The sequence below is a fragment of the Streptomyces sp. BA2 genome (assembly GCF_009769735.1).
Classification (GTDB): domain Bacteria; phylum Actinomycetota; class Actinomycetes; order Streptomycetales; family Streptomycetaceae; genus Streptomyces.
Genome location: NZ_WSRO01000002.1, coordinates 3,511,079 through 3,535,903, shown reverse-complemented (window position 1 = coordinate 3,535,903; position 24,825 = coordinate 3,511,079). Strand labels below are relative to the sequence as shown.

Sequence of the window (24,825 nt, the reverse complement as noted above, 5' to 3'; positions counted from 1 at the left end):
GTCCGGCTCAGTCGCTGTACTTCGGTGCGGGCGGTCCCGCCGATTCGCCGAGGGCCGGCTTCAGCCAGTGGTCGTAGCTCTTCTGCCAGCCGCTCTTGCGGTAGTCCTCAAGGACTTGGTTGACCCGCCGCACCAGGTCGTCCTCGCCCTTCTCCGGCTTCTTCATCGCCACGCCGTAGTACTCCGTGTTGAGCGGCGCGTCGCCCTTGAGCTCGACCGTCGGGTCCTGCGCGGCCTGGCTCGCGGCGAGCGCGCTGTCGGTCACGACGGCGTCGACCTCACCGAGCTGGAGCCTTACCAGGCAGTCGAGTTGGTTCGGGACCGTAGTCCCGATGTCGGCATCGAGGCCCTTCTTCTTGAGCTCCTCCAGCTTGGTGAGGGCCGTGGAACCCTTCGCGGAGCAGACCTTCTTGCCGTCCAGGGAGTCGTCGAACCCGGTGATGTCCGAGGACTTGGGGGCGAGCACCTGCTGGCCGGTCTTGAAGTAGGCGGTGGAGAAGGAGACGTCCTTCTCGCGCTCGCAGGTGATCGTCATGGTCCGCACGACCATGTCGACCTGGCCGCTCTGTATCGCCTTGACGCGCTGGTTGGTGGGGATGGCGCGGAAGAGCACGGCGTCGCGGTCGCCGAGGATCTCCTCGGCGATCTTGTGCGCGAGGTCGATGTCGAAGCCTTCGAGCGTCGCCGTCTTCTTGTTCGGGTCGCGGTAGCCCCAGCGGTAGCTGTTCTGGTCGACGCCGACGATGAGCTTCTTGACCGGGCGTTCGCGGATGGCCTCGATCGTCGGGCCGTCCTTGTCGTCCGGCGAGAGGCTCTCCTCCGGGGTCTCGCACTCCTCGGCGCGCGCGGGTGCGGCCGCCGCGGAGCCCTGGGACACCCGGCCCTCGCCCTTGTCGGACTTGACCGCGCTGCCGGCCTCCGGCAGTACGAGCACGAGGGAGCCCGTGAGCGCGCAGGCCACCGCCATGGCGGCAGCTCCACCCCAGCCGCGCATCCTCGCCAGTCCTCGCGTACGCATCGTCCGCTCGCCCCCTCTCACCTGTACTCCGACAGCCTGCGCCCGATGCCGAGCACGGCGCCCGTGGCGGCGAGCACGGCGAGCACGGCGGCGCCCACCGGGAGCCCGCTCATCGCTCCCTTGCCGTCCTTGGCGGCCTGCTCGAACTCGCCTCGCTCGTGCTTCAGCGCGTCGTCGAGCGCGTCGTCGACATTGTCGAAGCACTCGCCGGTGGGTTCGTCGCTCTTGTCGCCGACGACCTTGGCGAGCGCGCCCTTGTAGTCACCCGCGTCGTCGCTGTCCCGTGCGGTCTTGTGCCGGTCCTTCCAGACCGACACGTTCTTCACGGCGGCCTCCACGGGGTTCTTGCCCGCGGAGTCGTCGGCGATGGCCGCGGCCCGGGCGAGCAGCCCATCGGCGCCGCTCAGGTCCTTCATCTGCTCCTGGTAGGCGACGTCGAACTTGTCCTTGATCTCCTTCTCCGCGCCCACCTCGACGGTCTCCGCGCCGCGGCTGACCAGTGTGAGGTTTTCGTTGCTGCGGGCCTTGAGCGAGCTGATGCGGGCGTCGTTCAGGACGTTCAGGGACTTCACGCCGTGGTCGTACGAGTCGCTCAGCCCCGAGCGCGCGAAGGTGTGCCCGGCGACCAGCCAGAGCAGGACGACCGTGGACGCGGCGGTCGCGGCGACCATGCCGTGGTTGAACACCCGGTTCGTACGACGGTAGTTGCGGCGCTGGGCCCAGAACAAGGCGCCGAGCGCGAGAAGCCCCAGGGCGATGGCGAACCAGGGATACGGCTTCGCGTCGTCGTAGTCCCTGTTCAGCCGCTCCTTCTCCACGGTGTAGAGCTCCTCGGCGGCCGGGAGCATCTGGGTCTGCATCTTGTCGTTCGCGTACCGCAGATAGGCGCCGCCCAGGGGCAGGCCCTGGCGGTTGCTCGCGCGGGCGCGCTCGATCAGGCCGGTGTACTCCGGGAGCAGCTTGTTCAGCTTGCTGACCGACGCGGCGGCCGACGAGCCCGAGCCCGCGTTCGACGCGGCGTTCGCCAGCTTCTCGGAGGCCCGCTCGATGTCGGCCTTGTACCGGTCGCGTACGTCGGCCGGTTCCTGACCGCCTGCCAGGAAGCCGCTGGAAGCGGCCGTGTTGGCGTCCGCGAGGGAGCGGTAGATGGCGGCCGCGTCGTCGCTCAGCGGCTGGCTGCGGTTCAGGACGCTGTCGGCGGCGGCCGAACGGTCGGACATCTGCCAGGTGGTGACCGCGCCGAACGCCACGACGAGCAGCGCGAGGACGGCGCCGATGATCCGCAGCCTGCCCGGCTCCGTCGTCGCCGCGGCGCGCAGCCGGTCCCGGCCCTCGATCCACGCGGGGCGGCGGTGCGGCGCGCTCTGCACGGTCTGTGCGGATGCCGCGGAGTCCGGTCCTGCCTGCGGCGGGACGGCGGGCATCGTCGGCGCGGCCTGTCCCGGCGGCGCGGCACTGCCGTTCGGCGGGTATGTCACCTCGACCTCGACCTCCCCCTTGGTCATCGGACGTTCACTTCCGCCCGGCGTGCGCGGTGCGGGAAGAAGTGCACGGCGGCAAGTATCGCCGCAGGGACCGACATCCGCACAGGTCTTGACTGGATCTTGTTCTGATCACTGCGCCCGGAGACCTGTCCGGATCATGCGAAGATCGCACACCACCCCTGCCCTTGAATACGCGATTCAGTACGGATCGGTTCCCTCCCGGGCCGATGAACTCAGCCGCTTCAGGCTCCCACGCCACTCTCGTACTGCCCCCGTACGCGCGCGTGCACCTCGGTCGGTGCCCCCACGTGGTCCAGGCCGAGCAGCGCCGCGCCGAGCACGGGACGGGCGACGACCACGCCGGCCACGGCCTTGGGCGCCCGCTCGGCCAGCAAGGCCCGGACGCGGTCGTCCAATTGCGGATGGCGGGCGGCGAGGACGCTGCCGCCGAGCAGCACCGGGGTCTCCTCGCCGAGCAGGCCGAGGCGGTCCAGAGCCACGGTCGACATGGCGACGACCTCGTCGGCCATCCGGTCCACCAGCGAGCGCGCCACGGCGTCGCCATCCGCCGCCGTGGCGAAGAGCACCGGCGTCAGCTCGTGCCGCCGCACGGGGGCGATGGAACCCAGGTGAAGGGCCTCGATCAGCGCGTACATGGAGGACAGGCCGAAGTGCGCGGGCAGCGCCTCGCGCAGCGCGGTCGCCTCGCCGCGGCCGTCCTCGGCCCGCGCCGCGTACCAGAGCGCCTCCTCGGCCAGGCCGCCACCGCCGCCCCAGTCGCCGGAGAGCCGGCCGATGGCGGGGAAGCGCGCGGTGCGCCCGTCCGGCAGCATCCCGACGCAGTTGATGCCCGCGCCGCACACCACGGCGACGCCCCGCGGCTCGGCGTCCTCCAGGAGACCGGCCCGCAGGATGGCGAAGGTGTCGTTGCGCACGTCGACCGAAGGGCCCCACGCGCGCCGGCGCAGGGCCAGGGCCAACTCCCTTTCCTCGACCGGGAGGTCGGCGTTGGCGAGGCAGGCGGACACATGCCCGACGGAGTCGGTGCCCGCCTCGGCCAGGGCCCGCGCCACCGCCTCCTGAAGGATGTCCACCGCTGCCTCGACGCCGACCTGGGGCGGCTGGAACCCGCCGCCGCGGGCCGCGCCGACGACGGTGCCGTCGGCCGCGATCACCGCGACGTCGGTCTTGCTGTTGCCCGCGTCGATCGCGAGCACGCTCATGCCTACGCCCACGCCAGGTGCTCCCGGTTGTGCGCGATGAGGCTGTCGGTGAGCTGCTCCGCGTACGCGTACTGACCGACCAGGGGGTGGGCGAGCAGCGCCTTGAAGACGCGGTCGCGGCCACCGTGCAGCGCGGCCTGGAGCGCCAGGTCCTCGTAGCCGGTGACGTTCGCGACGAGCCCGGCGTACAGCGGGTCGAGCTTCGGTACGGCCAGGGGCTTGGCGCCCGTGCCGTCGACCGTGGCCTGCACCTCGATGACCGCGTCGTCCGGCAGGAACGGCAGCGTGCCGTTGTTGACGGTGTTCACCACTTGGTAGGGGCTGCCGCCGTTGCCGAGCAGCGAGGCCGCCAGGTCGACGGCCGCCTCCGAGTAGAAGGCGCCGCCGCGCTTGGCGAGCAGCTCCGGCTTCTCGTCGAGGGTCGGGTCGCCGTACATCTTGAGCAACTCGCGCTCCATCTGGGCCACTTCGGCGGCGCGCGAAGGCTTGGTCCTCAGCTCATCGACCACCGCGTCGTGCTGGTAGAAGTAACGCAGGTAGTACGAGGGCACGACGCCGAGCCGGTCCACGATGGCGCGCGGCATGCGCAGGTCCGCGGCGACCGCGTCCCCGTGCTCGGCGAGCAGCTTGGGCAGGATGTCCTCGCCGCCCGGACCCCCGAGACGTACGCCCGTCTCCCAGGTGAGGTGATTGAGCCCCACGTGATCCAGATGGACTTCGCCCGGCGCGACGTCGAGCAGCCTGGCGAACTTCCGCTGGAAGCCGATCGCCACGTTGCACAGGCCGACGGCCTTGTGGCCCGCCTGGAGCAGGGCCCGGGTCACGATGCCCACGGGGTTGGTGAAGTCGATGATCCACGCGTTCGGGTTCGTACGCCGTACGCGCTCGGCGATGTCGAGGACGACGGGTACGGTGCGCAGGGCCTTGGCGAGGCCGCCCGCGCCGGTGGTCTCCTGGCCGACGCAGCCGCATTCCAGCGGCCACGTCTCGTCCTCCTTGCGGGCCGCCTGCCCGCCGACGCGCAGCTGGAGCAGGACCGCGTCGGCGTCCGCGACGCCCGCGTCCACGTCGGACGTGGTGACGATGCGGCCGGGGTGCCCCTGCTTGGCGAAGATGCGCCGCGCCAGGCCCCCGACGAGTTCGAGACGGTCGGCGGCGGGGTCGACGAGGACGAGCTCCTCGATCGGCAGGGTGTCCCTCAACCGTGCGAATCCGTCGATGAGTTCGGGTGTGTAGGTCGACCCTCCGCCGACCACTGCGAGCTTCATATCGGTTCTCAGCCCTTTACTCCGGTGAGGGTGACGCCTTCGACGAAGGCCTTTTGTGCGAAGAAGAAGACGAGGATGACCGGCGCCATGACGAGCAGTGTCGCGGCCATGGTCATGTTCCAGTTGACGGCGTGGGCACTCTTGAAGGATTCGAGGCCGTAACTCAGTGTCCAGGCACCGGGGTTCTGGGCGGCGTAGATCTGCGGACCGAAGTAGTCGTTCCAGCAGTAGAAGAACTGGAAGAGCGCGATGGCGGCGATGCCGGGCTTGGCCATCGGCACGACGATCTTGACCATCGTGCGGAACTCTCCGCAGCCGTCGACCTTCGCCGACTCGATGTACTCCTTGGGGATGGTCAGGAGGAACTGCCTCAGCAGGAAGATCGAGTACGCGTCGCCGAACGCCATCGGGATGATCAACGGCCAGAGCGTGCCCGACAGATGGAACTGCTGCGCCCAGACCAGATACATCGGGATCACGATGACCTGCGGCGGAAGCATCATCGTCGAGATGACGAGCAGCATCGCGGTGCGCCGGCCGCGGAAGCGGAACTTGGCGAGCGCGTACGCCACGGGGATCGCCGAGCAGACGGTGAAGAGGGTGCCGAGGCCCGCGTACATGAGGGAGTTGCGCCACCAGCCGAGGAAGCCCGGCGTCTCGAAGACCTCCTTGTAGTTCGACCAGTGCCAGGAGTCGGGCCACAGGTCGCCGCTCATCGCCTGCGAGTCGCTCATCACCGACGTCAGGAAGACGAAGACGAACGGAAGCACGAACAGCAGCGCGACGGCTATCGCGACACTGTGTACGGCGATCCAGTGCAGGATCCGCTTGCGGCGGGCGCGGGCGGCGGCGGGGCCGCGCTGCTTCGACGTGGCGGCGGGCGCCGTCGGCGCGGTGAGAGTCGTGGAAGTCATCGAAAGTCCTCAGTCCTCCGCCGAGAGCAGCCCGGAGCGCTTGCGCATCAGGAGCATGGTCACGGCCATGGCGATGGCGAAGAGCACGAGCGAGAGCACGCACGCGGCACCGGTGTTGAAGTTCTGGAAGCCCATCTGGTAGACGAGCTGGGGGACCGTGAGGGTCGAGTGGTCCGGATAGCCGGGCTGAATGACGGACCCCGGCCCGATGTTGACGCCGGACGCGACCTTCCCCGCGACCAGGGCCTGCGTGTAGTACTGCATGGTCTGCACGACACCCGTGACCACCGCGAACATCACGATCGGCGTGATCGCGGGCCAGGTGACGTAACGGAACTTGGACCACGCTCCGGCTCCGTCGAGCTCCGCGGCCTCGTACTGCTCCTTCGGCACGTCGAGCAGTGCCGCCATGAAGATCACCATCAGGTCGCCGATGCCCCACAGGGAGAGCAGGACGAGCGAGGGCTTGGCGGTGTCGGGGTCGTTGAACCAGTTGGGCCCGGAGATCCCGACCGTGCCGAGGATCTCGTTCACCGGCCCCGTGCCCGGGTTGAGCAGGAAGACGAAGGCGACGGTGGCGGCCACCGGCGGGGCGAGGTAGGGGATGTAGAAGGCGGTGCGGAAGAGCCCGGCCCCCGTCTTGATCTTCGTGATGAGCAGCCCGAGCGAGAGCCCGAAGACCACCCGCAGGGCCACCATGATCACGACCAGCCAGAGGGTGTTCCGCAGGGCGGGGCCGAACAGGGGCATCTGCTCGAACACGTACGTCCAGTTCCTGAGGCCCACGAAGGTGGGCTCCTTGATCTGGTTGTAGTGCATGAACGAGAAGTAGACGGTGGCGATCAGCGGATACGCGAAGAAGACGCTGAAGCCGACCAGCCAGGGGGACAGGAACCCGAGCGTGCGCAGTCTGCGGCGCGCGGGGTTGGAGAGGGTCATTGCCATGGGAGTCCTCAGCTCTTCAGCACTTCAGCTCTTCGACTGGAGGGTGTCGGCGTCGATCTGCTCGTCGAGCTTCTTCAGACGCCCTCGCAGATCACCCACGCGTCCGGACTCGACGGCGTACGCGAAGTCGCCGAGGGACACGACGTAGGCGCCGCCGTTGACGGAGGGCGGCAGGGCCTTGCTGTGCTTGTTCTCCAGGATGTCGAAGAAGGCCCGGAAGGTCGGATCGGCGTCCAGGTCGGGCGACTTGAGCGCCGCGAACGTGGAGGGCACGTTGTGGATGGCGTTCGCGAAGTTCACGACCTGCTTGGTGTCCGCGGTCAGGAACCGCACCAGCTCCCACGCGGCGTTCTGGTGCTTGCTGCTGTGCGCGATCCCGGCGACGGTGCCGGTGATGAAGCCGCGCCCGTACGTCTCGGCCTGGTCGTCAGGCACGGGCAGCGGGGCCACGCCCCAGTCGAACTTCGCCTTCGCCTCGTCCAGCATCAGACCGCGCCACTCACCGTCCAGGTGCATGGTGACCTTGCCGGTGAGGAAGGCGTTCTGGCTGGACATCTCGTCGCCGAAGGTCAGCCGGAACCGCTCCAGGTCGCGGAACCCGCCCTGTGCGGAGGCGAGTTGACGGGTGGTCTTGAAGAAGTCGTACGTGGCCGGCTCGTCGGCGAGTTGTGAGTTGCCCTCGGGGTCGAAGTACGTGGGCCCCCACTGCGCGAAGAGCCGGTCCGGACTGTTCTGGTAGAAGCGGAAGTTGGGCAGATACCCGACCTGCTTGTACGAGTTCTTGCCGCTGCGGATGGTGAGCTTCTTGCTGACCTTCTCGAACTCGGACATGGTGCGCGGAGGCCGCTCGATGCCCGCCTTCTTGTAGGCGTCCTTGTTGTAGTACATCCCGTAGGCGTCGGCGAGGAGAGGGAGGGCGCACTGGTTGCCGCGGTAACTGGTGTAGTCGAGAAGCGTCTTGGGGAACGTTTTGTGCTTGTCGAGCCCGGTCTTCTTCATGAAGGGATCGAGGTCCGCCCACATCCCCGAGTCGCAGTACTGGCCCACGTTGTTGGTGGTGAAGGAGGACACCACGTCCGGGGCCTTGTCGCCGCCCGCCCGCAGGGCCTGGTTGATGGTCTCGTCGGAGACGTTCCCGGTGGCCTTCACGTCGATGTTCGGGTGCAGCTTCTCGAAGCGGGCGATGCTGTCGTTGACGGCCTTGACCTCGCCGGGCGTCGACCAGCCGTGCCAGAACTTCAGGGTGACCGGCGCGGTCGGGTCGTCGTTCGCGCTGCCGACGCTCGGGTTGGCGCAGCCGGAGAGCAAGAGGCCGGCTGCGGCGAGCGCCGCGGACGCGCAGGTGGGCATGCGCCATCGCGGCATGGCGGACTTCCTTTGCGGGGAGGGGAGTTGGTCTGGCGGGGGAGGGGGGATCAGGCTGTGTTGAAGACCTGGTCGCGGGCCTGGGTGAGGGCCGAGCGGAGGGCGCCGGTGAGGATGGGGTCGCCGTCGAGTTCGCTGATGCGGATCTGGGGGCGGGGCAGCGCGAGGCCGGTCAGCTCCTCCTCGACCCTGACGCGCAGCTTGTCGCCGCCCGCCTGGGCCACCGAGCCGGAGAGCACGACGAGTTCGGGGTCGACGACGGCGACGACGGCGGCGATGCCGGTGGCGATACGCCGCGCGACTTCGCCGAGCGCGGCGTCGTCGGCCATGACCTCCTCCAACGTCGCGCCGCCACCGGTGAGTTCGCGCACGACGTACGCGGAGACGAGGCTCTCGAAGCCGCCGCCGTTCTCCGAGTCCGCGCGCTCCAGCGGGGCGCCCGGGAGCGGCATGTAGCCGATCTCGCCCGCGCCGCCGGTCGCGCCGCGCAGCAGGGTGCCGCCGAGCACGATGGCGGCGCCGACACCTTCGTCGAGCCAGGTCAGTACGTAGTTGTCGTTGTCCTGGGCGGCGCCCTCGTACTGCTCGGCGACGGCGGCCAGATTCACGTCGTTCTCGATGTCGACGGGGGTGCCGAGGACGGCGGCGAGGTCGTCGCGCAGGGTGCGGGAGTGCCAGCCCGGCAGGTGGGGGGCGTAGCGGAGCTGGCCGGTCTGCGGGTCGATGGCGCCGGGGGTACCGATGACAGCGGCCCGCAGGTCGTCGTGGCCGAGGCCTGCCTGGCGCAGGGCGCCGTCGACGGCCTCCGCGACGAGCTGTGCGGTGCGGTGGCGCACGTCCTCGGCCACGGCATCGGCTTCTACGCGCTCCCGGCCGAGGACGGTGCCGGTGATGTCGGCGACGAGCGCGGTGATCCCGGTGGGGTCGGCGGAGAGCGCGGCGACGTGGGCGGCGCCCGGGTCGATCTCGTAGAGCAGGGCGTTGGGCCCCGGCCGGCCGCTGAGGCTGCCGGTGGTGTGCACGAGCCCGGCCGCTTCGAGCCGCCCGAGGAGCTGCGAGGTGGTGGGCTTGGAGAGCCCGGTCAGCTCACCGATGCGGGTGCGGGTGAGGGGGCCGTGCGCGACGAGGAGGTCGAGGACGGCCCGGTCGTTCATGGCGCGCAGGACGCTCGGGGTGCCCGGAGTGGTGCCCGCTGCTGCCATGACGTCACCTTACTTTTGGCCGGCCGCTAACTGTTAGGAAACTTTCCAATTGGTGAGGACCGTAAGGCTGGCGTGAATGAGCCGTCAATAGCGAACGCCCCCGCGGCAACCAAGTCGTTACCTGCGGGGGCGTGGCGTTGCACGGGGTGCGCCTGAGGGGGTGGATCTCCTCGGCGGGAGCTACTTCGCGAGGTTCGGGGGCGGGGTTATCGGCGAGGCGGCGAGCGACTGCGGCGAGGTCGTGGAGGCGTACGCCGAGGGAGCCGCGACGCCCGCCGACGGGTCGGCCGCCGTCTCCTCCGTTGCCTGGAGCGGGAGGCCGCCCACGATGCGGATGCCCGCCTCGTCGAACGCCCGCTTGATGCGCCAGCGCAGCTCACGCTCCACACCGAGCGCGTTGCCCGGCATCGTCTTCGCGGAGACCCGTACGACCATCGATTCGAGCAGCACGCTGTCCAGGCCGAGCACCTCGACCGGGCCCCACAGGCGCTCGTTCCACGGCTCGTCCTTGGCCATGGTCTCCCCGACTTCGAGCAGCTTCGCCCGGACCTTCTCCAGGTCCTCGTCCGGGCGGACCGTCACGTCGACGCCCGCCGTGGCCCAGCCCTGGCTGAGGTTGCCGATGCGCTTGACCTCGCCGTTGCGGACGTACCAGATCTCGCCGTTGTCGCCGCGCAGCTTCGTCACGCGCAGACCCACCTCGATCACCTCGCCGGACGCCACGCCCGCGTCGATCGAGTCGCCCACCCCGTACTGGTCCTCAAGAATCATGAAGACGCCGGAGAGGAAGTCCGTGACCAAGTTCCGGGCGCCGAAACCGATCGCCACACCCGCGACACCCGCCGAGGCGAGCAGTGGGGCGAGGTTGATCTGGAACGTGCCCAGGATCATAAGGGCGGCTGTGCCGAGGATCAGGAATGACGCCACCGAGCGCAGCACCGAACCGATGGCCTGCGAGCGCTGGCGGCGCCGCTCCACGTTCACGAGGAGACCGCCGAGCGCCGTTCCGTTCACGGACTGTGCCGTGCGGTTCATGCGCTCTATGAGCTTGGTGATCGAACGCCGGATGACCACGCGCAGGACGACGGCGACGGCGACGATCAGCAGGATGCGGAGCCCGATGCCCAGCCACGCCGACCAGTTCTGCTCGACCCAGCTCGCGGCGTTCGTCGCGCTCTCCTGGGCGTCTTCGAGGGTCGGGGACTTCGGCGTTGGATTGTCGTCCGGGTCCGTTCCGGCTGCTGACAGGACGGACAGGAACACGGCAGGTACCTCCAGGCATAGCGGCCTGCCCAGGAGATGCGCCGGGCAGAGACACCACACTAACGGGGCATTGTGTGTGGATCGTTGTCATGTTCGAGGGAGAGACAGTGCTCACCTGGGGAAGATGAGGGTGTTGCACTTGTGTGGTCGAAAACACTCCGAGCCCGTTACCAGCACATGCTGGCGCTTGGACCAGGCATGAGGGGAGACTGGCTACAGATCGTCCCGGCGCGAGCCACGCGCCGCCGGCGTACAAGGAGGCATCCGTGCCGCACGTCCTGGTCCTCAACGCGTCGTACGAGCCCCTAGGCGTCGTACCGCTCCGCCGCGCGCTCGTCCTCGTCCTGGAGAACAAGGCTCTCTGCCTCGAGGAATCCGGCGCCTTCATGCACAGCGCTACGCGCACTGTCCCCGCACCCAGCGTGGTCCGCCTCAAGCGGTTCGTCCGGGTCCCTTACAGGGGGCCCGTTCCTCTGACCAGGCGGGCGCTCTTCGCCCGCGACGGCGGTCGGTGCATGTACTGCGGTGGCGTCGCAACCAGCGTCGACCACGTCATTCCGAAGAGCCGTGGCGGTCAGCACGCCTGGGAGAACGTGGTGGCGTCCTGCCGCCGCTGCAACCACACCAAGGCGGACCGTCACCTCATGGAGCTGGGGTGGCGCCTGCGTCACAAGCCCGCGCCGCCCTCGGGGCTCGCGTGGCGCATCATCGGGACCGGGCATAGGGATCCGCGCTGGCTGCCGTACTTGCAGCCGTTCGGCGCGGACGACGCGATGGCCCGGATCGACGGCATTTCTGCCTGAGAGATCCGGGCTTTTACGTGGGGCCGGGGCGTGGGGCCGGGACGGGCGAGCCCGTCCCGGCCCCACGTCACTGGCCGTTGCGGCGCTGCACAGCCGTGATCACGGCCGCCAGTGCCGCGACGCCCCCGCCGAGCAGACCCGCGCCGGCGCCCGCCGAGCCGTGGTCCACGCAGTACTTGGCGATCCAGAGGTAGCCGACGATCCCGCCCGAGCCCAGGACCACGCCGGTCACCAGGCCCGCCGCCCTGAACCACACGTTGACCAGGTCGAGACGGCGGTTGTGCTCGGCGTCCTGGACCCGCTGGTCGACGAGCTTGTTCTTCATCTGGAATTCCTGCTCGACGAGCGACAGCATCCGCTCGGCCGAGTCGGACACCAACTCGTTCCAGATCCTCATCTGCTCGCCGGACGGCAGCTCGCGGTACTCACCGGTCGCGGGTGGCACCGCGGGCTCCGGTGATGTCTCCGGCGCCGGCGGGTCTTCCGGTTCCGGGGATCGGGGTGGGACGGGGGCGGTCATGGAGTGGTCCCGTTGTCGTCGGGCGAAGGGGATGAGGGCGATGCCGGGGGTGGGGGCGGGTCCGGCGCCCGCATCTGGGGCACGGGCAGCCGGGCGTACAGGGCGTTGAGGGACCGCTCGACCGCGGCCCGGCTCTCCTCACGGGTGGGGCGCGGCGGGACCGGCTGCCGGGGGCGCCCGGCGGTGTCTGTCGACGGACCGGGGAACCCCCACGCCGTCCACATGCCGTCCATGAACGCGCGGCTCCGGGGCTCGGGGGGCGCCGTGCCGGGCGGGCGGGCGCGGGCGGGCGGCGTCCGCAGCCGGGCGCCGACGATCCCGATGACGGCGAGCACCGCCCACAGCCCGAGCAGCGCCGCGGCTCCCCACGTCCCCCGCATCGGCGGCAACGCCCGCAGCAGCGCGAGGAGCCCGCCCGCGACCACCGCGACGGCGAGGAGAAGGAGGGCGAAAGGCGCGGCCGCGGAGAGCGCGGAAGCGGTGGCCTTGCGGGCCTTGGCCAGGGCGGGGCCGGTGCGGGCGAGCGACTGGTTGAGGGCGCGGGTGCGGTTCCTGACCACGGGCTCCCGGCCGCCGCGCCGTCCGGACCCGGTGAGCCGTACGTCACGTCCGTCCGCCCGCATCAGGACCCGGGCCCGCGGCTGGGTGGCGAGCGAGCGCACGGAGAGCGGTTGGTCGCCGCCGAGCGCGTCGGCCAGGAACGGGCGGGGCATCCGGTGGATCGGGTCGGCGACGATCAGCGTGAGATGGCCCTGGAAGTGCCGCAGCAGGTACCCGTACCGATGGTGGAGCGCCTCCGCGAGGGAGATCTCGGTCGGCCGGTCCGGTTCCAGGACCACGACGATGTGCCGGGCCGGGGTCCCCTCGATGAGTTCGAACAGATCGGAGAGGAGCAGGCCCCTCCGGCCGCGGGAGCGACCGTAAGGGTCACCCGCGTCCATGGTGCCCGCGTAGTGGACGAGCAGCAGATCGCGCGCGCGCCCGACGGTGGACCGGAGCAGGTACGTGCCTTCGGAGGAGGCGCTGTCGAGCACGGCGACACGGCCCGGCTCGGTGCGGAAGAGACTGTCGGGCCAGCGGGTCAGGGCGTCCCGGACGGCTCGCGTGGCAGGGGGAGGCCCGGACGGCCGCCGCTCGCGGTCCCGCCGGTGCCGTTCGTACGGGCCGTGCTCACAGTCGAGAGGATGTCCGTACACCGGGTCGTACCCGTCGCAGTACGGATCGTTCTCGCAGGCGGGCCGGTGGCGATAGGCGTCCGGCCCATCGGAATCGCCATCGCCTTCGTACAGCAGAACGGCACACGAGAGCCGCGCGTCCGGTCGGCGCGCCCGTAACCGCATGTCGATCCTCCCCCGACGAGGCTTCCCGTCCATCATCGCGCGTCCGAACGCTCAACTGGCAAGTCCCGCAGCCATCTTGTCGACGGTCCCGGCCCGCCTATGAGCCGTCAGCCACCTCGTACGCCTCCACCGACCACAGCGAGTAGCCGAAGCGCGTGGCCCGCTTGTCGCCCTGGACGCGGATGTAGCGGGTGTCGCGGGCGTCCATGCGGACCGCCTCGCGGCCGCCCTTGCCGTCCTTGACGGTGGCCGCCGTGCGCCAGGTCCTGCCGTCCGCGGAGGTCTGCACGCGGTAGCCCGCCGCGTACGCGTCCTGCCAGCGCAGGACGACCTGGCCGAGCCTGACCGGCTCCGCGAGCTCCATCTGCCACCAGGCGCCGTCCTCGACCGGCGACGACCAGCGGGTCGTGGGGTCGCCGTCGTTGGCGCCGGACGCCGGGAAGTCCTTCGTCTCGTCGCCCGAGGAGGAGGCCTTCGCGCCGCGCGCCAGGTCGGGTCCTTCCGTGCGCGGGTAGGCGCGGATCGAGACCGTCCTGGTCTGGCCGTCGAAGGTGACCGGGATCTCGTACGTCCCCGAGCGCGTGCCCGCGGGGACCGTGACGTCGACCGGGACGTCCACCTGCGTGCCGCGCGGCAGCGTCGACCTCTCCGGGGTGCGCACCTCGATGCCCTTGGGCGCCTTCGCCGTCACCTTGCCCCGTACGTCGCCGGGGCGCAGGGAGGTCAGCTTCGCGGTGACCCGCTGCGGGCCGCCGCCGATCTCCACGTCGGCCTCGGTGCGGGCCAGGGAGAAGCGGGCGGCGGGGGAGTCGGCGTACCAGGGGACCACGTGGCGGACCTTGCCGTCGGTGACCGTGGCGCGGACCGCGTCGGCGGTCTCCTTGGACTTGGCGGGCTGGGCCTCGGTGAAACCCGTGGCGGACAGGGCGCCGATGCGGCGCCAGCCCTCGCCGGGGACATGGGCCTCGACGCTGCCCTTGGTGCCGGGGTCGGTCAGGACCGTCACCGCCGTGAGGGGGCGGGCGCGGGGGACACGGACCGTCGCGCGGTCCGACGCCTGCTCGCTGTCGAGCCCCGCCCACGTCTCGTACGACTTCTGCGACCGCGTCAGGAAGGGGGCGAGGACGCCCTTGCCGACGGTCACCCGAGCCGCCTTCAGGTCCTTCTGGAGTCCCGTCAGGGTGCGCGAGGCGCGCCAGGCGGCCGCGCCGTCGCCGGCGGACTGCGCGCGCAGCATGTCGACCGCCGTCTCTCCGGCGGCCCCGTAGCGCGCCAACTGCTCCACCCAGGGCCGCACTTCGGTGTCGAGGTCGCTGTCGGCGAGCCGCTGCGGAGCCTCCTTCATGACGGTGAAGGCGTCCCGCAGGGCTTGTGCGGACTTCTCGATGCGGGCGGCGTCCGTCGTCGTACGCGCGCGCCAGAATTCGTCCATGAGCGGGCGCATGTACGCCGATTCGTCGGCGCCGAGCACGGACGACGCGTCATTGCCGGCGAGGGCCCGCAGGGCGCCCCGCGCCAACGCGTCACCGCCCGAGAGGTCGTCGATCGCGGCGAGCCAGGACTCGTGCGGACGGTAGGCGCGGGGGTTCCACGCGTAGTCGGCTGCCGTGAAGAGGGCGATGCGGGACGCCGATGGCTGCTCCATGGCGTTGCCGAGCAGCGCCGCCGAGCCGGTGGCCACGGCGGGCTCGCGGCCGGTGTAGGGGCCGAGGAAGATACGGTCCTGCGCGAAGTCGTTGACGGGGTAGTTGTCCATCGTCACGAGCGGATGCGAGCCGAACGCCTTGCGGGCGCCCGCCAGTTCACGCCCGGTGATGGTCTTGGGGACCACGCCGACGCCGGTCCACGCCACCTCGACACCCTCGTCCAGCCGGGCCGCGATGGCGTCGCGGTACTCCGTGGAGCCGTTCTGGTAGTACTCCGTCGGCATCAGCGAGAGCGGCTTCGCGCCGGGGTGGCGCTCGGCCAGGTGCGCGGACACGGCGTTGGCGACGCGCGACTGCGCCTTCGCCGCGGCCTCGGGCCCCGAACCGAAGGCGTCGGCGTCCGCGTCGCAGTGCCACTCGCTGTAGCTGACGTCCTGGAACTGCAGCTGGAACGCGCGTACGCCGAGGGCCCACATCGCGTCGATCTTGCGGTTGAGGGCCTTGATGTCCTTGTCGGACGACATGCACATGGCCTGGCCGGGGGCGACGGCCCAGGCGAGCGTCACGTGATTGCGCTTGGCCCGCTCGGCGAGGGCGCGGAAGTCGGCGCGCTGGTCGGCGGGGTACGGCTCGCGCCAGCGCGCCTGACGGTAGAGGTCGTCGCCGGGTGCGTAGAGATAGCGGTTCTGCTTCGTCCGGCCCATGAAGTCGAGCTGGTCCAGGCGTTGTTCGCGGGTCCACGGGGTGCCGTAGAAGCCCTCGGTCATGCCGCGGACCGCGGTGCCGGGCCAGTCACGGATCTGGACGCCCGGGACGGTTGCGCCGGTTGCGCCGGTGGTGCTCTCGGTGGTGCTCTTCGTGACCAGCTGGCGCAGGGTCTGGACGCCGTGGAAGAGGCCGTCATCGCCCGCGCCCGCGAGGGCGATGGTGTCCTGGCCGCCGATCCGGCCCACCGCGAGGCGGTAGCCGCCGGACGGGAGGTCGCCACGGGCGCGGGCGCCGAGGGTGCGCAACGCCTGGTCGGCGCGCGCGCCTTCGGCAAGAACGACGAGCTTTCCGCCGCCCGCGGGGAGCTGCTCACCCTCCTTGACCTCCGTGATCCTGCGGGCTCCCGCGTCGCGGAGAAGGGTGCGCAGGGCGTCCATGGCGTACGGATCGGGGTCCTTGCCGGTGGCGAGGACGACCTCGCCGGTGACGGCGACCGGGGCCCCGGCCGAGGTCATCGACTGGGGGCGGGGCCAGACCGGGGGGAGGGTGCCGTCGCTCTCCCGGTCGTCGTCCGGGGAGGTGGCCGGGGTGCCGGGCTTTCCGGGGAGGCCGGGGGCGGCGACGGCGCCGGGGGCGCCACTGAGTGCGCCTGCGATGACGGCGACGGCGATGGCCGCCGCGCCCTTCCTGCGCCGCAGTTGCACGGCCCTCTCCTCGTTGTGCCTCGTGCTGGTGATCACGTGTGGTGCGTCAGTTGTCTCAGGGTGTCACTGAGCCCACCACTCGCGCGGTGGGGGTGTCAACGGGCGTGGGTGTTGTGGGGGTTTTCTTCCCTGTGACATCGGCCCTGTGATCGGCGACAGCGCCCATGTGATGGGCGAGTTCGTGCCTGTGATCGGCGAGTTCGTGCCCGATCGCCGGTGGGGCTGGATAGCGTGTGTCAGGCCGGGGCGGGCAGAAGGAAGATTTCTCGGTTATCCCCCACTGAGGGAAACGAATGTGAGTACGCGCACGTTCATACAACGGATATGTCTGCGATCCCGCGCACTGGGTAGGGCTGCTGCCGAAGACCCGTCCTGCCCCCTGACAATGGAGCCCTACGTGCCCGCTTCCGCGAACCTCCTCCTCTCCGCTCTCTCCAAACAGGTCTCCGGCCCCGACTCGGGGCTCGACGGATCCTGCTCCTGCGGTTGCCTTGAGCCGCCCCTGACCAGCGAGCCCCCGCTGGCCGACGCGGCACCCCTGACCAGCGAGCCTCCGCTCGCCGACGCCGCCCCGCTGACCAGCGAGCCCACCTCCACCGGCACCGCGTCGGGCCTGGCCTACATGGGGGTCTAGATGGCCCCACCCGGAGCGACCGCACCCGCCAGCGGCCCCACCGGCCCCACCGGACTTTCCCGCCTTGCCGCCCTGCATGGCGTGGCGACTTCTTACTCCCCGTCCCCGGACCGCACGGTTCCGGCCACCGACGCCGCGGTGATCGCGGCCCTGGCCGCCCTAGATGTGGACGCGAGCACCCCCGAGGCGCTGCGGCGTGCCCTCACGGCCCGCGAGGCAGAGCTGAGCGCCAGGCTGCTGCCGCCGACGGTGGTGATGTGGCAGGACGGCCCCGAGGCACCCCCGCCCTGGGCCGGGCTGCCGCCGGGGACGCGGGTGTGGGTGGAGACGGAGCGGGGGGAGCGGGTTGAGTTTCCGGAGGTCGCGCCGCAGGGCAATCGGGCGGGTGGACGGGAGGCATCGCCGCGAAGCGGCGGAAGAGCCGAGCCACGGGTGACGCCCGCCCTGCCACTGGGCGTCCACCGGCTCCGAGCCAAGACCCCGGACAACCGAACAGCCACCGCCCACCTGATCACCGCCCCCCACCGCCTACCGCCCCCGCGCGAGAAAACGTACGGAATTCTCGTCCAGCTCTACTCCCTCCTCTCCCGCCGCTCCTGGGGCATGGGCGACCTCGGGGATCTCGCCGAGCTCGCGGCTTGGTCCGGACGGACCCTGCGCGCGGGATTCGTGCAGGTCAACCCCCTGCACGCGGCGGTACCGCAGCCTTCGGACGGGCCGTCCGACTCCTCTCCCTACCGCCCCTCCTCGCGCCGCTTCCCCGACCCCGTTCACCTCCGTGTCGAGGACATTCCCGAGTACGCCCACTTGGCCGGCGAGGCACGCGACCTGGCCGCCGACCTCACGCGACGGGCCGCCGCACTCCGTGAATCCGTCCTCCAGCAGGGCCAGTTGATCGACCGTGACGCGGTCTGGGCGCTCAAGCTCCAGGCCCTGGAACTGGTCCGCGAGGTCCCGCTCGGCCCCGGACGGCGCGCCGCCTACAACGACTTCCTCGCCGAGCACGGAGAGGACCTCGAGGACCACGCCACGTGGTACGCCCTCGCGGAGCGGCACGGCCCCGACTGGCACGCATGGCCCGCACCCCTGCGCGACCCCGCCTCGCCCGAAGTCGCCCGCGCCCGCCGCGAGTTGATGGGACGCGTGGACTTCCACTGCCGTCTCGCCTGGCTCACCGACGCCCAGCTCGCCGCCGCGCAGCGCTCGGCTCGGGACGCGGGCATGGACATCGGCCTCGTGCACGACCTCGCGGTCGGCGTGCACCCGGCCGGAGCCGACGCGTGGGCGCAGCGGCGGCACTTCGCCGCGGGCATGTCGACCGGCGCCCCGCCGGACGCGTTCAACGCGCGCGGCCAGGACTGGGGCCTGCCGCCCTGGCGCCCGGACCGCCTCGCCGAGTCCGGGTACGCCCCGTACCGCGCCCTGCTGCGCGCACTGCTCCGGCACGCGGGCGCGATCCGTATCGACCACGTCATGGGGCTCTTCCGCCTCTGGTGGGTCCCGGAGGGCCGCGCGCCCACCGAGGGAACGTATGTCCAGTACGACGCCGACGCGATGCTCGCCGTCCTCGCCCTGGAGGCGCACCGCGCCGGCGCCCTGGTCATCGGCGAGGACCTCGGCACCGTCGAGCCCGGCGTCCGCGAGACCCTGCAGCGCCGCGGCGTGCTCGGCACCTCCGTGCTCTGGTTCGAGCGGGACTGGGCCGGCACGGGACGGCCGCTGCCGCCCGAGCGGTGGCGCGCCGACTGCCTGGCCACCGCCACCACCCACGACCTGCCGTCCACCGCGGCCCGCATCACCGGCGAGCACGTCCAACTGCGGGACAGGCTCGGCCTGTTGACCCGCCCGGCTGCCGTCGAGCAGGCCGCGGCGGCGGCGGACGTGTCGGAGTGGCTCGCGCTGCTCTCGCGCCTCGGGATGCTGCCCGGCGGCGGTGGACACGAGCAGGAGGAGATCCGCGCCGTCCACCGCTTCCTGCTCGCCACCCCGGCCCGCATGATCGGCGTATGGCTGCCGGACGCGGTCGGTGACCGCCGCCCGCAGAATCTCCCCGGCACCTGGGACCAGTATCCGAACTGGCGGCTGCCGATCGCCGACGCAGCCGGCCGCCCCGTCACCCTGGAGGAACTCGCCGCGTCACCCCGCTTGCACGCGTTCATGGACGTGTTCCGTACACGCGAGAGGCCCCGTACGGCACCCCCGGGCGCGCGGCCCGTTTAGCAGTTCGCTACGTTGGCACCGTGGACAAGAAGAACGCCCTGCGCGCCGGCGCCCTGGCTTCCGGTACGACGCTGATGATGCTGCTCATGTCGTCCCCCGCGCTCGCGCTCACGCGCGACGATGGTGACGACCCGGGTCCCGGCCTGAGCGTGATCGACACGCTCGGCCTCTATGTCGTGGCGCCCATCGTGCTGTTCCTGGTGATCGCGGGTCTCGTCATGGTCGGTGACAAGTCCCGCAAGCAGGAGAAGCAGGGCTGACGCCACTTCGCCTCACGAGTTCTCCGTAGGGGGCTCTTCGTCGACGTACCCATGCGTACGTTCACGAAGAGCCCCCTACGTACGTTCACGAAGAGCCCCCTACGTACGTCACGGCCGCTCGCGTACGTCACGGCCCCTCGGCCGTGAGATACCGCTGCACCGTCGGCCCCAGCCAGTCCACCATCTCCTCGCCGGACAGCGCGACCGCGGGCGGGAACCGCAGCACATAGCGGGTCAGCGCCATGCCGAGGATCTGCGAGGCGCAGAGCCCGGCCCGTGTCGGGGCCTCGGCGGGATCGGGGCAGACGCGGCGCGCCACCGGCAGCAGCTGGTCCCTGAAGATGCCCTGCATGCGCTCGGCGCCCGCCGTGTTCGTGATGCCGACCCGGAGCATCGCCGTCAGTACCTCGTCCGTCTCCCAGACGTCCAGGAAGTGGGCCACCAGGGCGCGCCCGACGGACTCGCGCGGCACCGCGGCGAGGTCGGGCAGCCGTAGGTCGATGGCGCAGGCCGCGGCGAACAGGCCCTCCTTGTTGCCGTAATAGCGCATCACCATCGACGGATCGATGCGTGCGTCCTTGGCGATGGCGCGGATGGTGGCCCGCTCATAGCCGTCGGCGGCGAACCGCTCACGGGCGGCGGCCAGGATCGCGCCGCGGGTCGCGTCGGAACGGCGGGGCGGGGTTGTCGCCGCGGTCACTGAATCGGGTGCGCTTTCGGTCATGCCAACAAGCGTAGGCCAACAAGTGTTGACAGTCCATGGTGGCGGTCCTACGTTGGCCAACAAGCGTTGACCAACAGTTGTTGGCATGAGGAGGCCGTCATGAGCGTCATGAATGGAACCCAGGACACGACCGGCGCCACGAACCCCGCTGTGATCGTCGTCGGCTCCGGCCCCACCGGGCTGCTGCTCGCCGGGGACCTGGCCGCCGCGGGCGTCCCCGTCACCCTGCTCGAAAAGCGGCGGCACGAGATCAGCAACCTCTCGCGCGCCCTGGTGCTGCACGCCCGCACCCTCGAACAGCTCGACGCGCGCGGCCTCGCCGACGAACTGGAGGCCAAGGGCAGGACGCTCGACCGCCTGCGCCTCTTCGCCCACCTGGACGTGCGCCTCGACAAGCTGCCCTCGCGCTACAACCACCTCCTGGTCCTGCCGCAGTACGAGGTGGAGCGGGTCCTTGAGCGGCGGGCGATCGAGGCCGGGGTCGACTTCCGGTACGAGAGCGAGGTCACCGGCCTCACCCAGGATGCGGAGGGCGTGAGCGTCGAAGTCCGGGGCCAGGGCGGCGAGTCGAGCACGCGACGGGCCGCGTACGTCGTCGGCGCGGACGGACTGCACAGCCCGGTCCGCAAGGCCATCGGCCTGCCCTTCCCCGGGAAGTCCGCCATCCGCTCGCTCGTGCTCGCCGACGTGAAGCTCGCCGAGCAGCCCGCCTCGGTCCTCACGGTGAACGCCGCCGGTGACGCCTTCGCCTTCATCGCGCCCTTCGCCGACGGCTACTACCGCGTGATCGGCTGGAACCGCGCCCGCAACGTCCCCGACAGCGAGCCCCTCGACCTCGAAGAGGTCAAGGAGATCACCCGCCTCGCGCTCGGCCGTGACTACGGCATGCACGACGCCCGCTGGATGTCCCGCTTCCACAGCGACGAGCGCCAGGCGCCCGCCTACCGGGTCGGCCGGGTCTTCCTCGCCGGCGACGCCGCGCACGTGCACACACCGGCGGGGGCGCAGGGCATGAACACCGGCCTCCAGGACGCCGTGAACCTGAGCTGGAAGCTGGTGGAGGCGGTCAACGGCCGTGCGCCGGAAGGCCTGTTGGACACGTATCAGTCCGAGCGGCACCCCATCGGCAAGACGGTCCTGCGCAGCAGCGGCGGGATCGTGCGGCTCGCGATGGCCAAGCGCCCGTGGTCGCGGGCGGGCCGCGCCGTGCTCGCGTCCTTCATCGGCGCCGTGCGCCCGGTCCGCGACAAGGCGATCGGCCAGATCACCGGCATCGGCTACAGCTACCCCGCCCCGAGGGGCGCGCACCGCATGACCGGCCGCCGCGCCCCGGACATCGCGCTCAAGGAGGGGCGGCTCTACGAGGCTCTGCGCGAGGGCAGGTTCGTGCTGATCGCGCCGCGGGGCGTGGAGTTCGAGGCGGGGCAGGCCGTCGTCACGCACTGGGCGAGCGACCGGCGTACGACCGTCCTGGTCCGCCCCGACGGTTACGTGGCGTGGGCGGCGGAGGAGGCGGACGCGGGGGAGGTGGGGGCGGCGCTGGAGAATCGTTCAGTGGATCGTTCAGCTCAGCTTCAATAAAAGCTCGAAAAGATTCGATGGACCTGATGGGTGTGGGGGTGCGACGGTGGTCCCGCGATCAACCACACCCGGGTGAACCGGGAGAGAGACAAGGGATATCAGTGACTGTCCTGGACCGGACGACCCCCGCCCCCGCCCCCACCCCCACCCGCACCGCGTCGACGGTGACGACCGCGACTCCGGCGGAGACCGCGACTCCGGCGACGGCGGTGAGCAAGGGGGTGCAGCGGGCTGCGGGCCCCATCGGCGTTGGTCTCGCCCTCGCGGCGCTCGCCACGGTCGTCTGGTCCGGAAGCTTCGTCACCTCGCGAGCCCTGGCCGACAGCGTGCCGCCCATTCAGCACGCGTTCTGGCGGTGGATCATCGCGATCGCGGCGGTGGCGCCCTTCGCGGTGCGCCAGACATGGCGGCAGCGGGCGCTGCTCCGCAAGCACATCCGCTTCCTGCTCCTCGCCTCGCTCCTCGGCGTCACCATCTACAACACCCTGGTCAACCAGGCGGGCGTCACCACCACCGCGGGCAACATGGGCATGATCATGGCGGCGTCACCGGTCCTGATGGCGGTGTACGAACGCCTCGGCGGCGCGAAGCTCGGGGCGCGCCGGGTGACGGGCATGCTGATCGCCTGCGCGGGCGTCATGGTCCTGGTGTCCGGGGGATCGCTCTCCATGGACTTCGCGGTGGGTGACCTGTGGATCATCGCGGGGGCCTTGTCCTTCGGCTCGTACAGCGCGCTGCTCAAGCGCAAGCCCGCGGAGATCGGCGGACTGCCGTTCCTCTTCGCGACGTTCACGCTCGGCGCGCTGATGCTGCTTCCGGTGTTCGTGGCCAGCTTTGTGCTGCAGGGCGGCTTCGAGCCGACGGTCGGCACGGTCTCCCCGCTCCTGTACGTGGGCGTCGTGTCATCCGCGATCGCCTTCTTCGCCTGGAACAAGGCGATCTCGATCATCGGCGCCGCCCGCGCCGGTGTCATCTACTACCTCCAGCCGGTCTGCGTCGCCCTGCTCTCCTTCGTGGTGCTCGGCGAGGCGATGGGGTGGCTGCAGGTGATGTGCATGGGGCTGATCCTGGGCGGCGTCGTGCTCGGCGCGGCGCGCACGAAGTAGGGGGGGCGCGTCCGGTGGGATCACCTCTCGTGACCAGTCGGTACGTTGACTCCATGAGCGAGTGGGACATCAAGAAGCTGCAGATCCTGCGTACGTTGAGCGAGCGGGGCACGGTGACCGCGACGGCGCAGGCGCTGCGGATGACGCCGTCGGCGGTGTCGCAGCAGCTGTCCAACCTCGCCAAGCAGCTGGGCGTGCCGCTCCTGGAGGCACACGGGCGGCGAGTGCGCCTCACGGACGCGGCGCACCTCGTCCTCCGGCACGCGGAGGCGGTCTTCGCCCAACTGGAGCTCGCGGACGCGGAGTTGGCGGCGTACGCGCAGGGTGAGGCGGGGGAGGTGCGGGTCGGGGCCTTCTCCACGGCGGTCCCCGCGCTGGTCGTACCCGCGGTGCGGGCCCTACGGGAGACGGCGCCGGGAATCTCGGTGCGGGTACGTGAGGTGGAGGCGGCGGAGGCGTACGAGTTGCTGGCCGCGGGGGAGGTGGACGTGGCGCTCTCCTTGGCGGTGACGGCGCCGGCCGCGGCGGACGCGGACACGCGCTTCACGCGGGAGTCGCTCCTCGCGGACCCGCTGGACGTGGCACTGCCGGGCGATCATCCGCTGGCGGCGGTAGAGGGACTGCGGCTGGCGGATCTGGCGGGGGAGCCGTGGATCTTCGGGGGCAGCGGCCCCTGGTCGGAGATCACGCGGGCGGCGTGCGAGGGGGCGGGGTTCACACCCGAGCAGGCACATTCCGCCTCCGGCTGGACGGCGATCCTGGCGATGGTGGAGGCGGGGATGGGGGTCGCCCTGGTCCCGCGGATGGCGGCGGTCCGCCGTGACGGGGTGGTGATGCGGGAACTGTCCGCCGACCGCCCCCGCCGCCATGTGGTGGCGGCGGTTCGCCGGGGGGCGGCGGGCGGCGCGGGGGTCAGCAGGGTCTTGTCGGCACTTCGGGGGGCGGTTTCCCTGCGGGGGGCGGATTTGCCGTAGTACATCCACACCGGCTCGTCCTCGGGGTGGTCGGACGCCCGACGAGCGGGCTGCCTCGGCGAGCGGTCGGCTCGGACTGAGTGAGGGGGAGGGTGTGGGTGTGCGTACCGGGCGTTTTCGAGTTGGCCTGAGGGAGAGCGGGAAGAGTCAGGCATTTCGAGTCATCTTGCAAACGTGTATCAGCCATAGATTGCGACTGGTGCGGAAGCATGGCCTCCATCACATCGGGTGATGACACCTTCTGGTTGAGTGATCTTCACCGAACGGGCACAGGATCATCACCGCACCGAGTGGGAGTTCCACCGTGCCCAAGGCCATTACCTTGAGGGGGACTTCTAACACCATGACTACCGCTACGCCCAGACGTCGCGTACTCGCCCGCACCTCCGCAGTTCTCGTGAGCGCCCTCGCAGCGACCACACTGCTCACCTCAGTTGCCACCGCCGACGACACCGACCCTGCCGGTGGCAGCGTCGACATCACCGACGACGCGAGCACCGTCAGCCTCGACGAGGAGGGCTTGTTCGAACTGCCCTCTTCCGACAACGGTGAAATCCAACCTCGGAACTTCAGCAGCAGCATCGGCGGCTGGCTCCCCGGCAGCCATGAATCCAGTCACTGGTCTGACAACGACTACACCGAGATCAAGTTCACCAACTGCACCCTGAGCGGCGCAGCGGATAAGTCCCTGCACGTCCAGCTGCATCAGGCCATCCCGTTCAGCCTGGACAAGAGCCTGGGCTCGAAGCGCTTCACGAACTGCTTCGAGGGCTCGGGCAAGACCTCAAGGGGTGAGTGGGACACGCACGTCTCCAACGGCGACAACCGCTACTTCACCATCCCGAAGCACAACGACTCCGAGCACAGCCGGACCTCCCTGAAGGTGCAGAAGGTCTACGTCGACACCTCGAAGGCCGACTAGT

The 24,825-nt window shown here is 70.7% G+C and carries 21 protein-coding genes; 8 read left to right on the top strand and 13 right to left on the bottom strand.

Annotation, left to right across the window (positions count from 1 at the left end; genetic code table 11):
- Nucleotides 1–7: 7 nt before the first annotated feature.
- From E5671_RS18570 to E5671_RS18530, 9 genes are all read right to left on the bottom strand, one after another.
- Nucleotides 8–1,018 carry a glutamate ABC transporter substrate-binding protein gene (locus E5671_RS18570; protein WP_160505082.1) on the bottom strand — a complete coding sequence of 337 codons (1,011 nt, stop codon included), beginning with the start codon at nt 1,016–1,018 and terminating at the stop codon, nt 8–10.
- Nucleotides 1,019–1,035: 17 nt separating this feature from the next.
- Nucleotides 1,036–2,496 carry a hypothetical protein gene (locus tag E5671_RS18565; protein WP_160510274.1) on the bottom strand — a complete coding sequence of 487 codons (1,461 nt, stop codon included), beginning with the start codon at nt 2,494–2,496 and terminating at the stop codon, nt 1,036–1,038.
- Nucleotides 2,497–2,744: 248 nt separating this feature from the next.
- Nucleotides 2,745–3,737, bottom strand: coding sequence for a BadF/BadG/BcrA/BcrD ATPase family protein (locus E5671_RS18560; RefSeq protein ID WP_160505081.1), 993 nt, complete (start codon nt 3,735–3,737; stop codon nt 2,745–2,747).
- A complete protein-coding gene (locus E5671_RS18555; protein WP_160505080.1) occupies nt 3,728–4,993 on the bottom strand; it encodes a 6-phospho-beta-glucosidase in 1,266 nt (421 codons plus the stop codon). Before E5671_RS18555 ends, E5671_RS18560 begins: the two co-directional genes overlap by 10 nt.
- Nucleotides 4,994–5,001: 8 nt before the next feature.
- On the bottom strand, nt 5,002–5,907 hold the full coding sequence (locus tag E5671_RS18550; RefSeq protein WP_160505079.1) for a carbohydrate ABC transporter permease: 906 nt from the start codon (nt 5,905–5,907) through the stop codon (nt 5,002–5,004).
- Between the two features lie 9 nt (nt 5,908–5,916).
- A complete protein-coding gene (locus E5671_RS18545; RefSeq protein ID WP_160505078.1) occupies nt 5,917–6,852 on the bottom strand; it encodes a carbohydrate ABC transporter permease in 936 nt (311 codons plus the stop codon).
- A 24-nt stretch (nt 6,853–6,876) separates the two neighbouring features.
- Nucleotides 6,877–8,217 carry an extracellular solute-binding protein gene (locus E5671_RS18540; RefSeq protein ID WP_160505077.1) on the bottom strand — a complete coding sequence of 447 codons (1,341 nt, stop codon included), beginning with the start codon at nt 8,215–8,217 and terminating at the stop codon, nt 6,877–6,879.
- A 50-nt stretch (nt 8,218–8,267) separates the two neighbouring features.
- Complete coding sequence (locus E5671_RS18535) at nt 8,268–9,419, bottom strand: ROK family transcriptional regulator (protein WP_160505076.1); 1,152 nt, start codon at nt 9,417–9,419, stop codon at nt 8,268–8,270.
- Between the two features lie 180 nt (nt 9,420–9,599).
- Nucleotides 9,600–10,682 (bottom strand): mechanosensitive ion channel family protein, encoded by a 1,083-nt coding sequence (locus E5671_RS18530; protein ID WP_160505075.1) that lies wholly within the window; start codon nt 10,680–10,682, stop codon nt 9,600–9,602.
- A 266-nt stretch (nt 10,683–10,948) separates the two neighbouring features.
- On the opposite strand from E5671_RS18530, the gene E5671_RS18525 reads away from it, so the two are divergent.
- Nucleotides 10,949–11,485 (top strand): HNH endonuclease, encoded by a 537-nt coding sequence (locus E5671_RS18525; protein WP_160505074.1) that lies wholly within the window; start codon nt 10,949–10,951, stop codon nt 11,483–11,485.
- Between the two features lie 67 nt (nt 11,486–11,552).
- On the opposite strand, the gene E5671_RS18520 is transcribed toward E5671_RS18525, so the two are convergent.
- The 3 genes from E5671_RS18520 to E5671_RS18510 all read right to left on the bottom strand — a co-directional run bounded on the left by E5671_RS18520 (nt 11,553) and on the right by E5671_RS18510 (nt 16,403).
- Complete coding sequence (locus tag E5671_RS18520) at nt 11,553–11,930, bottom strand: hypothetical protein (protein WP_160505073.1); 378 nt, start codon at nt 11,928–11,930, stop codon at nt 11,553–11,555.
- A gap of 71 nt (nt 11,931–12,001) precedes the next feature.
- Nucleotides 12,002–13,345, bottom strand: coding sequence for a hypothetical protein (locus tag E5671_RS47035; protein ID WP_160505072.1), 1,344 nt, complete (start codon nt 13,343–13,345; stop codon nt 12,002–12,004).
- Between the two features lie 97 nt (nt 13,346–13,442).
- Complete coding sequence (locus E5671_RS18510) at nt 13,443–16,403, bottom strand: beta-N-acetylglucosaminidase domain-containing protein (protein WP_160510273.1); 2,961 nt, start codon at nt 16,401–16,403, stop codon at nt 13,443–13,445.
- Nucleotides 16,404–16,800: 397 nt separating this feature from the next.
- Here E5671_RS18510 and E5671_RS18505 point away from each other — a divergent pair, with 397 nt between their 5' ends.
- Genes E5671_RS18505 through E5671_RS18495 form a run of 3 tightly spaced genes read left to right on the top strand, consistent with a single transcriptional unit; the run spans nt 16,801 to nt 19,517 of the window.
- The gene (locus E5671_RS18505; protein WP_160505071.1) at nt 16,801–17,037 is read left to right on the top strand and encodes a hypothetical protein; all 237 of its coding nucleotides are present in this window, start codon (nt 16,801–16,803) and stop codon (nt 17,035–17,037) included.
- On the top strand, nt 17,038–19,257 hold the full coding sequence (gene malQ / locus E5671_RS18500) for a 4-alpha-glucanotransferase (RefSeq protein WP_160505070.1): 2,220 nt from the start codon (nt 17,038–17,040) through the stop codon (nt 19,255–19,257).
- A 20-nt stretch (nt 19,258–19,277) separates the two neighbouring features.
- On the top strand, nt 19,278–19,517 hold the full coding sequence (locus E5671_RS18495) for a hypothetical protein (protein WP_160505069.1): 240 nt from the start codon (nt 19,278–19,280) through the stop codon (nt 19,515–19,517).
- Between the two features lie 127 nt (nt 19,518–19,644).
- On the opposite strand, the gene E5671_RS18490 is transcribed toward E5671_RS18495, so the two are convergent.
- On the bottom strand, nt 19,645–20,241 hold the full coding sequence (locus tag E5671_RS18490; protein ID WP_160505068.1) for a TetR/AcrR family transcriptional regulator: 597 nt from the start codon (nt 20,239–20,241) through the stop codon (nt 19,645–19,647).
- A gap of 108 nt (nt 20,242–20,349) precedes the next feature.
- On the opposite strand from E5671_RS18490, the gene E5671_RS18485 reads away from it, so the two are divergent.
- The 4 genes from E5671_RS18485 to E5671_RS18470 all read left to right on the top strand — a co-directional run bounded on the left by E5671_RS18485 (nt 20,350) and on the right by E5671_RS18470 (nt 24,824).
- Complete coding sequence (locus E5671_RS18485) at nt 20,350–21,822, top strand: FAD-dependent monooxygenase (protein ID WP_160510272.1); 1,473 nt, start codon at nt 20,350–20,352, stop codon at nt 21,820–21,822.
- A gap of 110 nt (nt 21,823–21,932) precedes the next feature.
- A complete protein-coding gene (locus E5671_RS18480) occupies nt 21,933–22,928 on the top strand; it encodes a DMT family transporter (protein WP_202122064.1) in 996 nt (331 codons plus the stop codon).
- A 53-nt stretch (nt 22,929–22,981) separates the two neighbouring features.
- Nucleotides 22,982–23,902, top strand: coding sequence for a LysR family transcriptional regulator (locus E5671_RS18475; protein WP_160505067.1), 921 nt, complete (start codon nt 22,982–22,984; stop codon nt 23,900–23,902).
- A gap of 397 nt (nt 23,903–24,299) precedes the next feature.
- Nucleotides 24,300–24,824, top strand: coding sequence for a hypothetical protein (locus tag E5671_RS18470; RefSeq protein ID WP_160505066.1), 525 nt, complete (start codon nt 24,300–24,302; stop codon nt 24,822–24,824).
- The last annotated feature ends 1 nt before the right edge of the window (nt 24,825 follow it).

Coding starts and splice junctions, on each gene's coding strand:
- E5671_RS18490 (WP_160505068.1), bottom strand. CDS start 20,241: ATGACCGAAAGCGCACCCGATTCAGTGACCGCGGCGACAACCCCGCCC.
- E5671_RS18570 (WP_160505082.1), bottom strand. CDS start 1,018: ATGCGTACGCGAGGACTGGCGAGGATGCGCGGCTGGGGTGGAGCTGCC.
- E5671_RS18555 (WP_160505080.1), bottom strand. CDS start 4,993: ATGAAGCTCGCAGTGGTCGGCGGAGGGTCGACCTACACACCCGAACTC.
- E5671_RS47035 (WP_160505072.1), bottom strand. CDS start 13,345: ATGCGGTTACGGGCGCGCCGACCGGACGCGCGGCTCTCGTGTGCCGTT.
- malQ (WP_160505070.1), top strand. CDS start 17,038: ATGGCCCCACCCGGAGCGACCGCACCCGCCAGCGGCCCCACCGGCCCC.
- E5671_RS18475 (WP_160505067.1), top strand. CDS start 22,982: ATGAGCGAGTGGGACATCAAGAAGCTGCAGATCCTGCGTACGTTGAGC.
- E5671_RS18540 (WP_160505077.1), bottom strand. CDS start 8,217: ATGCCGCGATGGCGCATGCCCACCTGCGCGTCCGCGGCGCTCGCCGCA.
- E5671_RS18485 (WP_160510272.1), top strand. CDS start 20,350: ATGAATGGAACCCAGGACACGACCGGCGCCACGAACCCCGCTGTGATC.
- E5671_RS18535 (WP_160505076.1), bottom strand. CDS start 9,419: ATGGCAGCAGCGGGCACCACTCCGGGCACCCCGAGCGTCCTGCGCGCC.
- E5671_RS18550 (WP_160505079.1), bottom strand. CDS start 5,907: ATGACTTCCACGACTCTCACCGCGCCGACGGCGCCCGCCGCCACGTCG.
- E5671_RS18545 (WP_160505078.1), bottom strand. CDS start 6,852: ATGGCAATGACCCTCTCCAACCCCGCGCGCCGCAGACTGCGCACGCTC.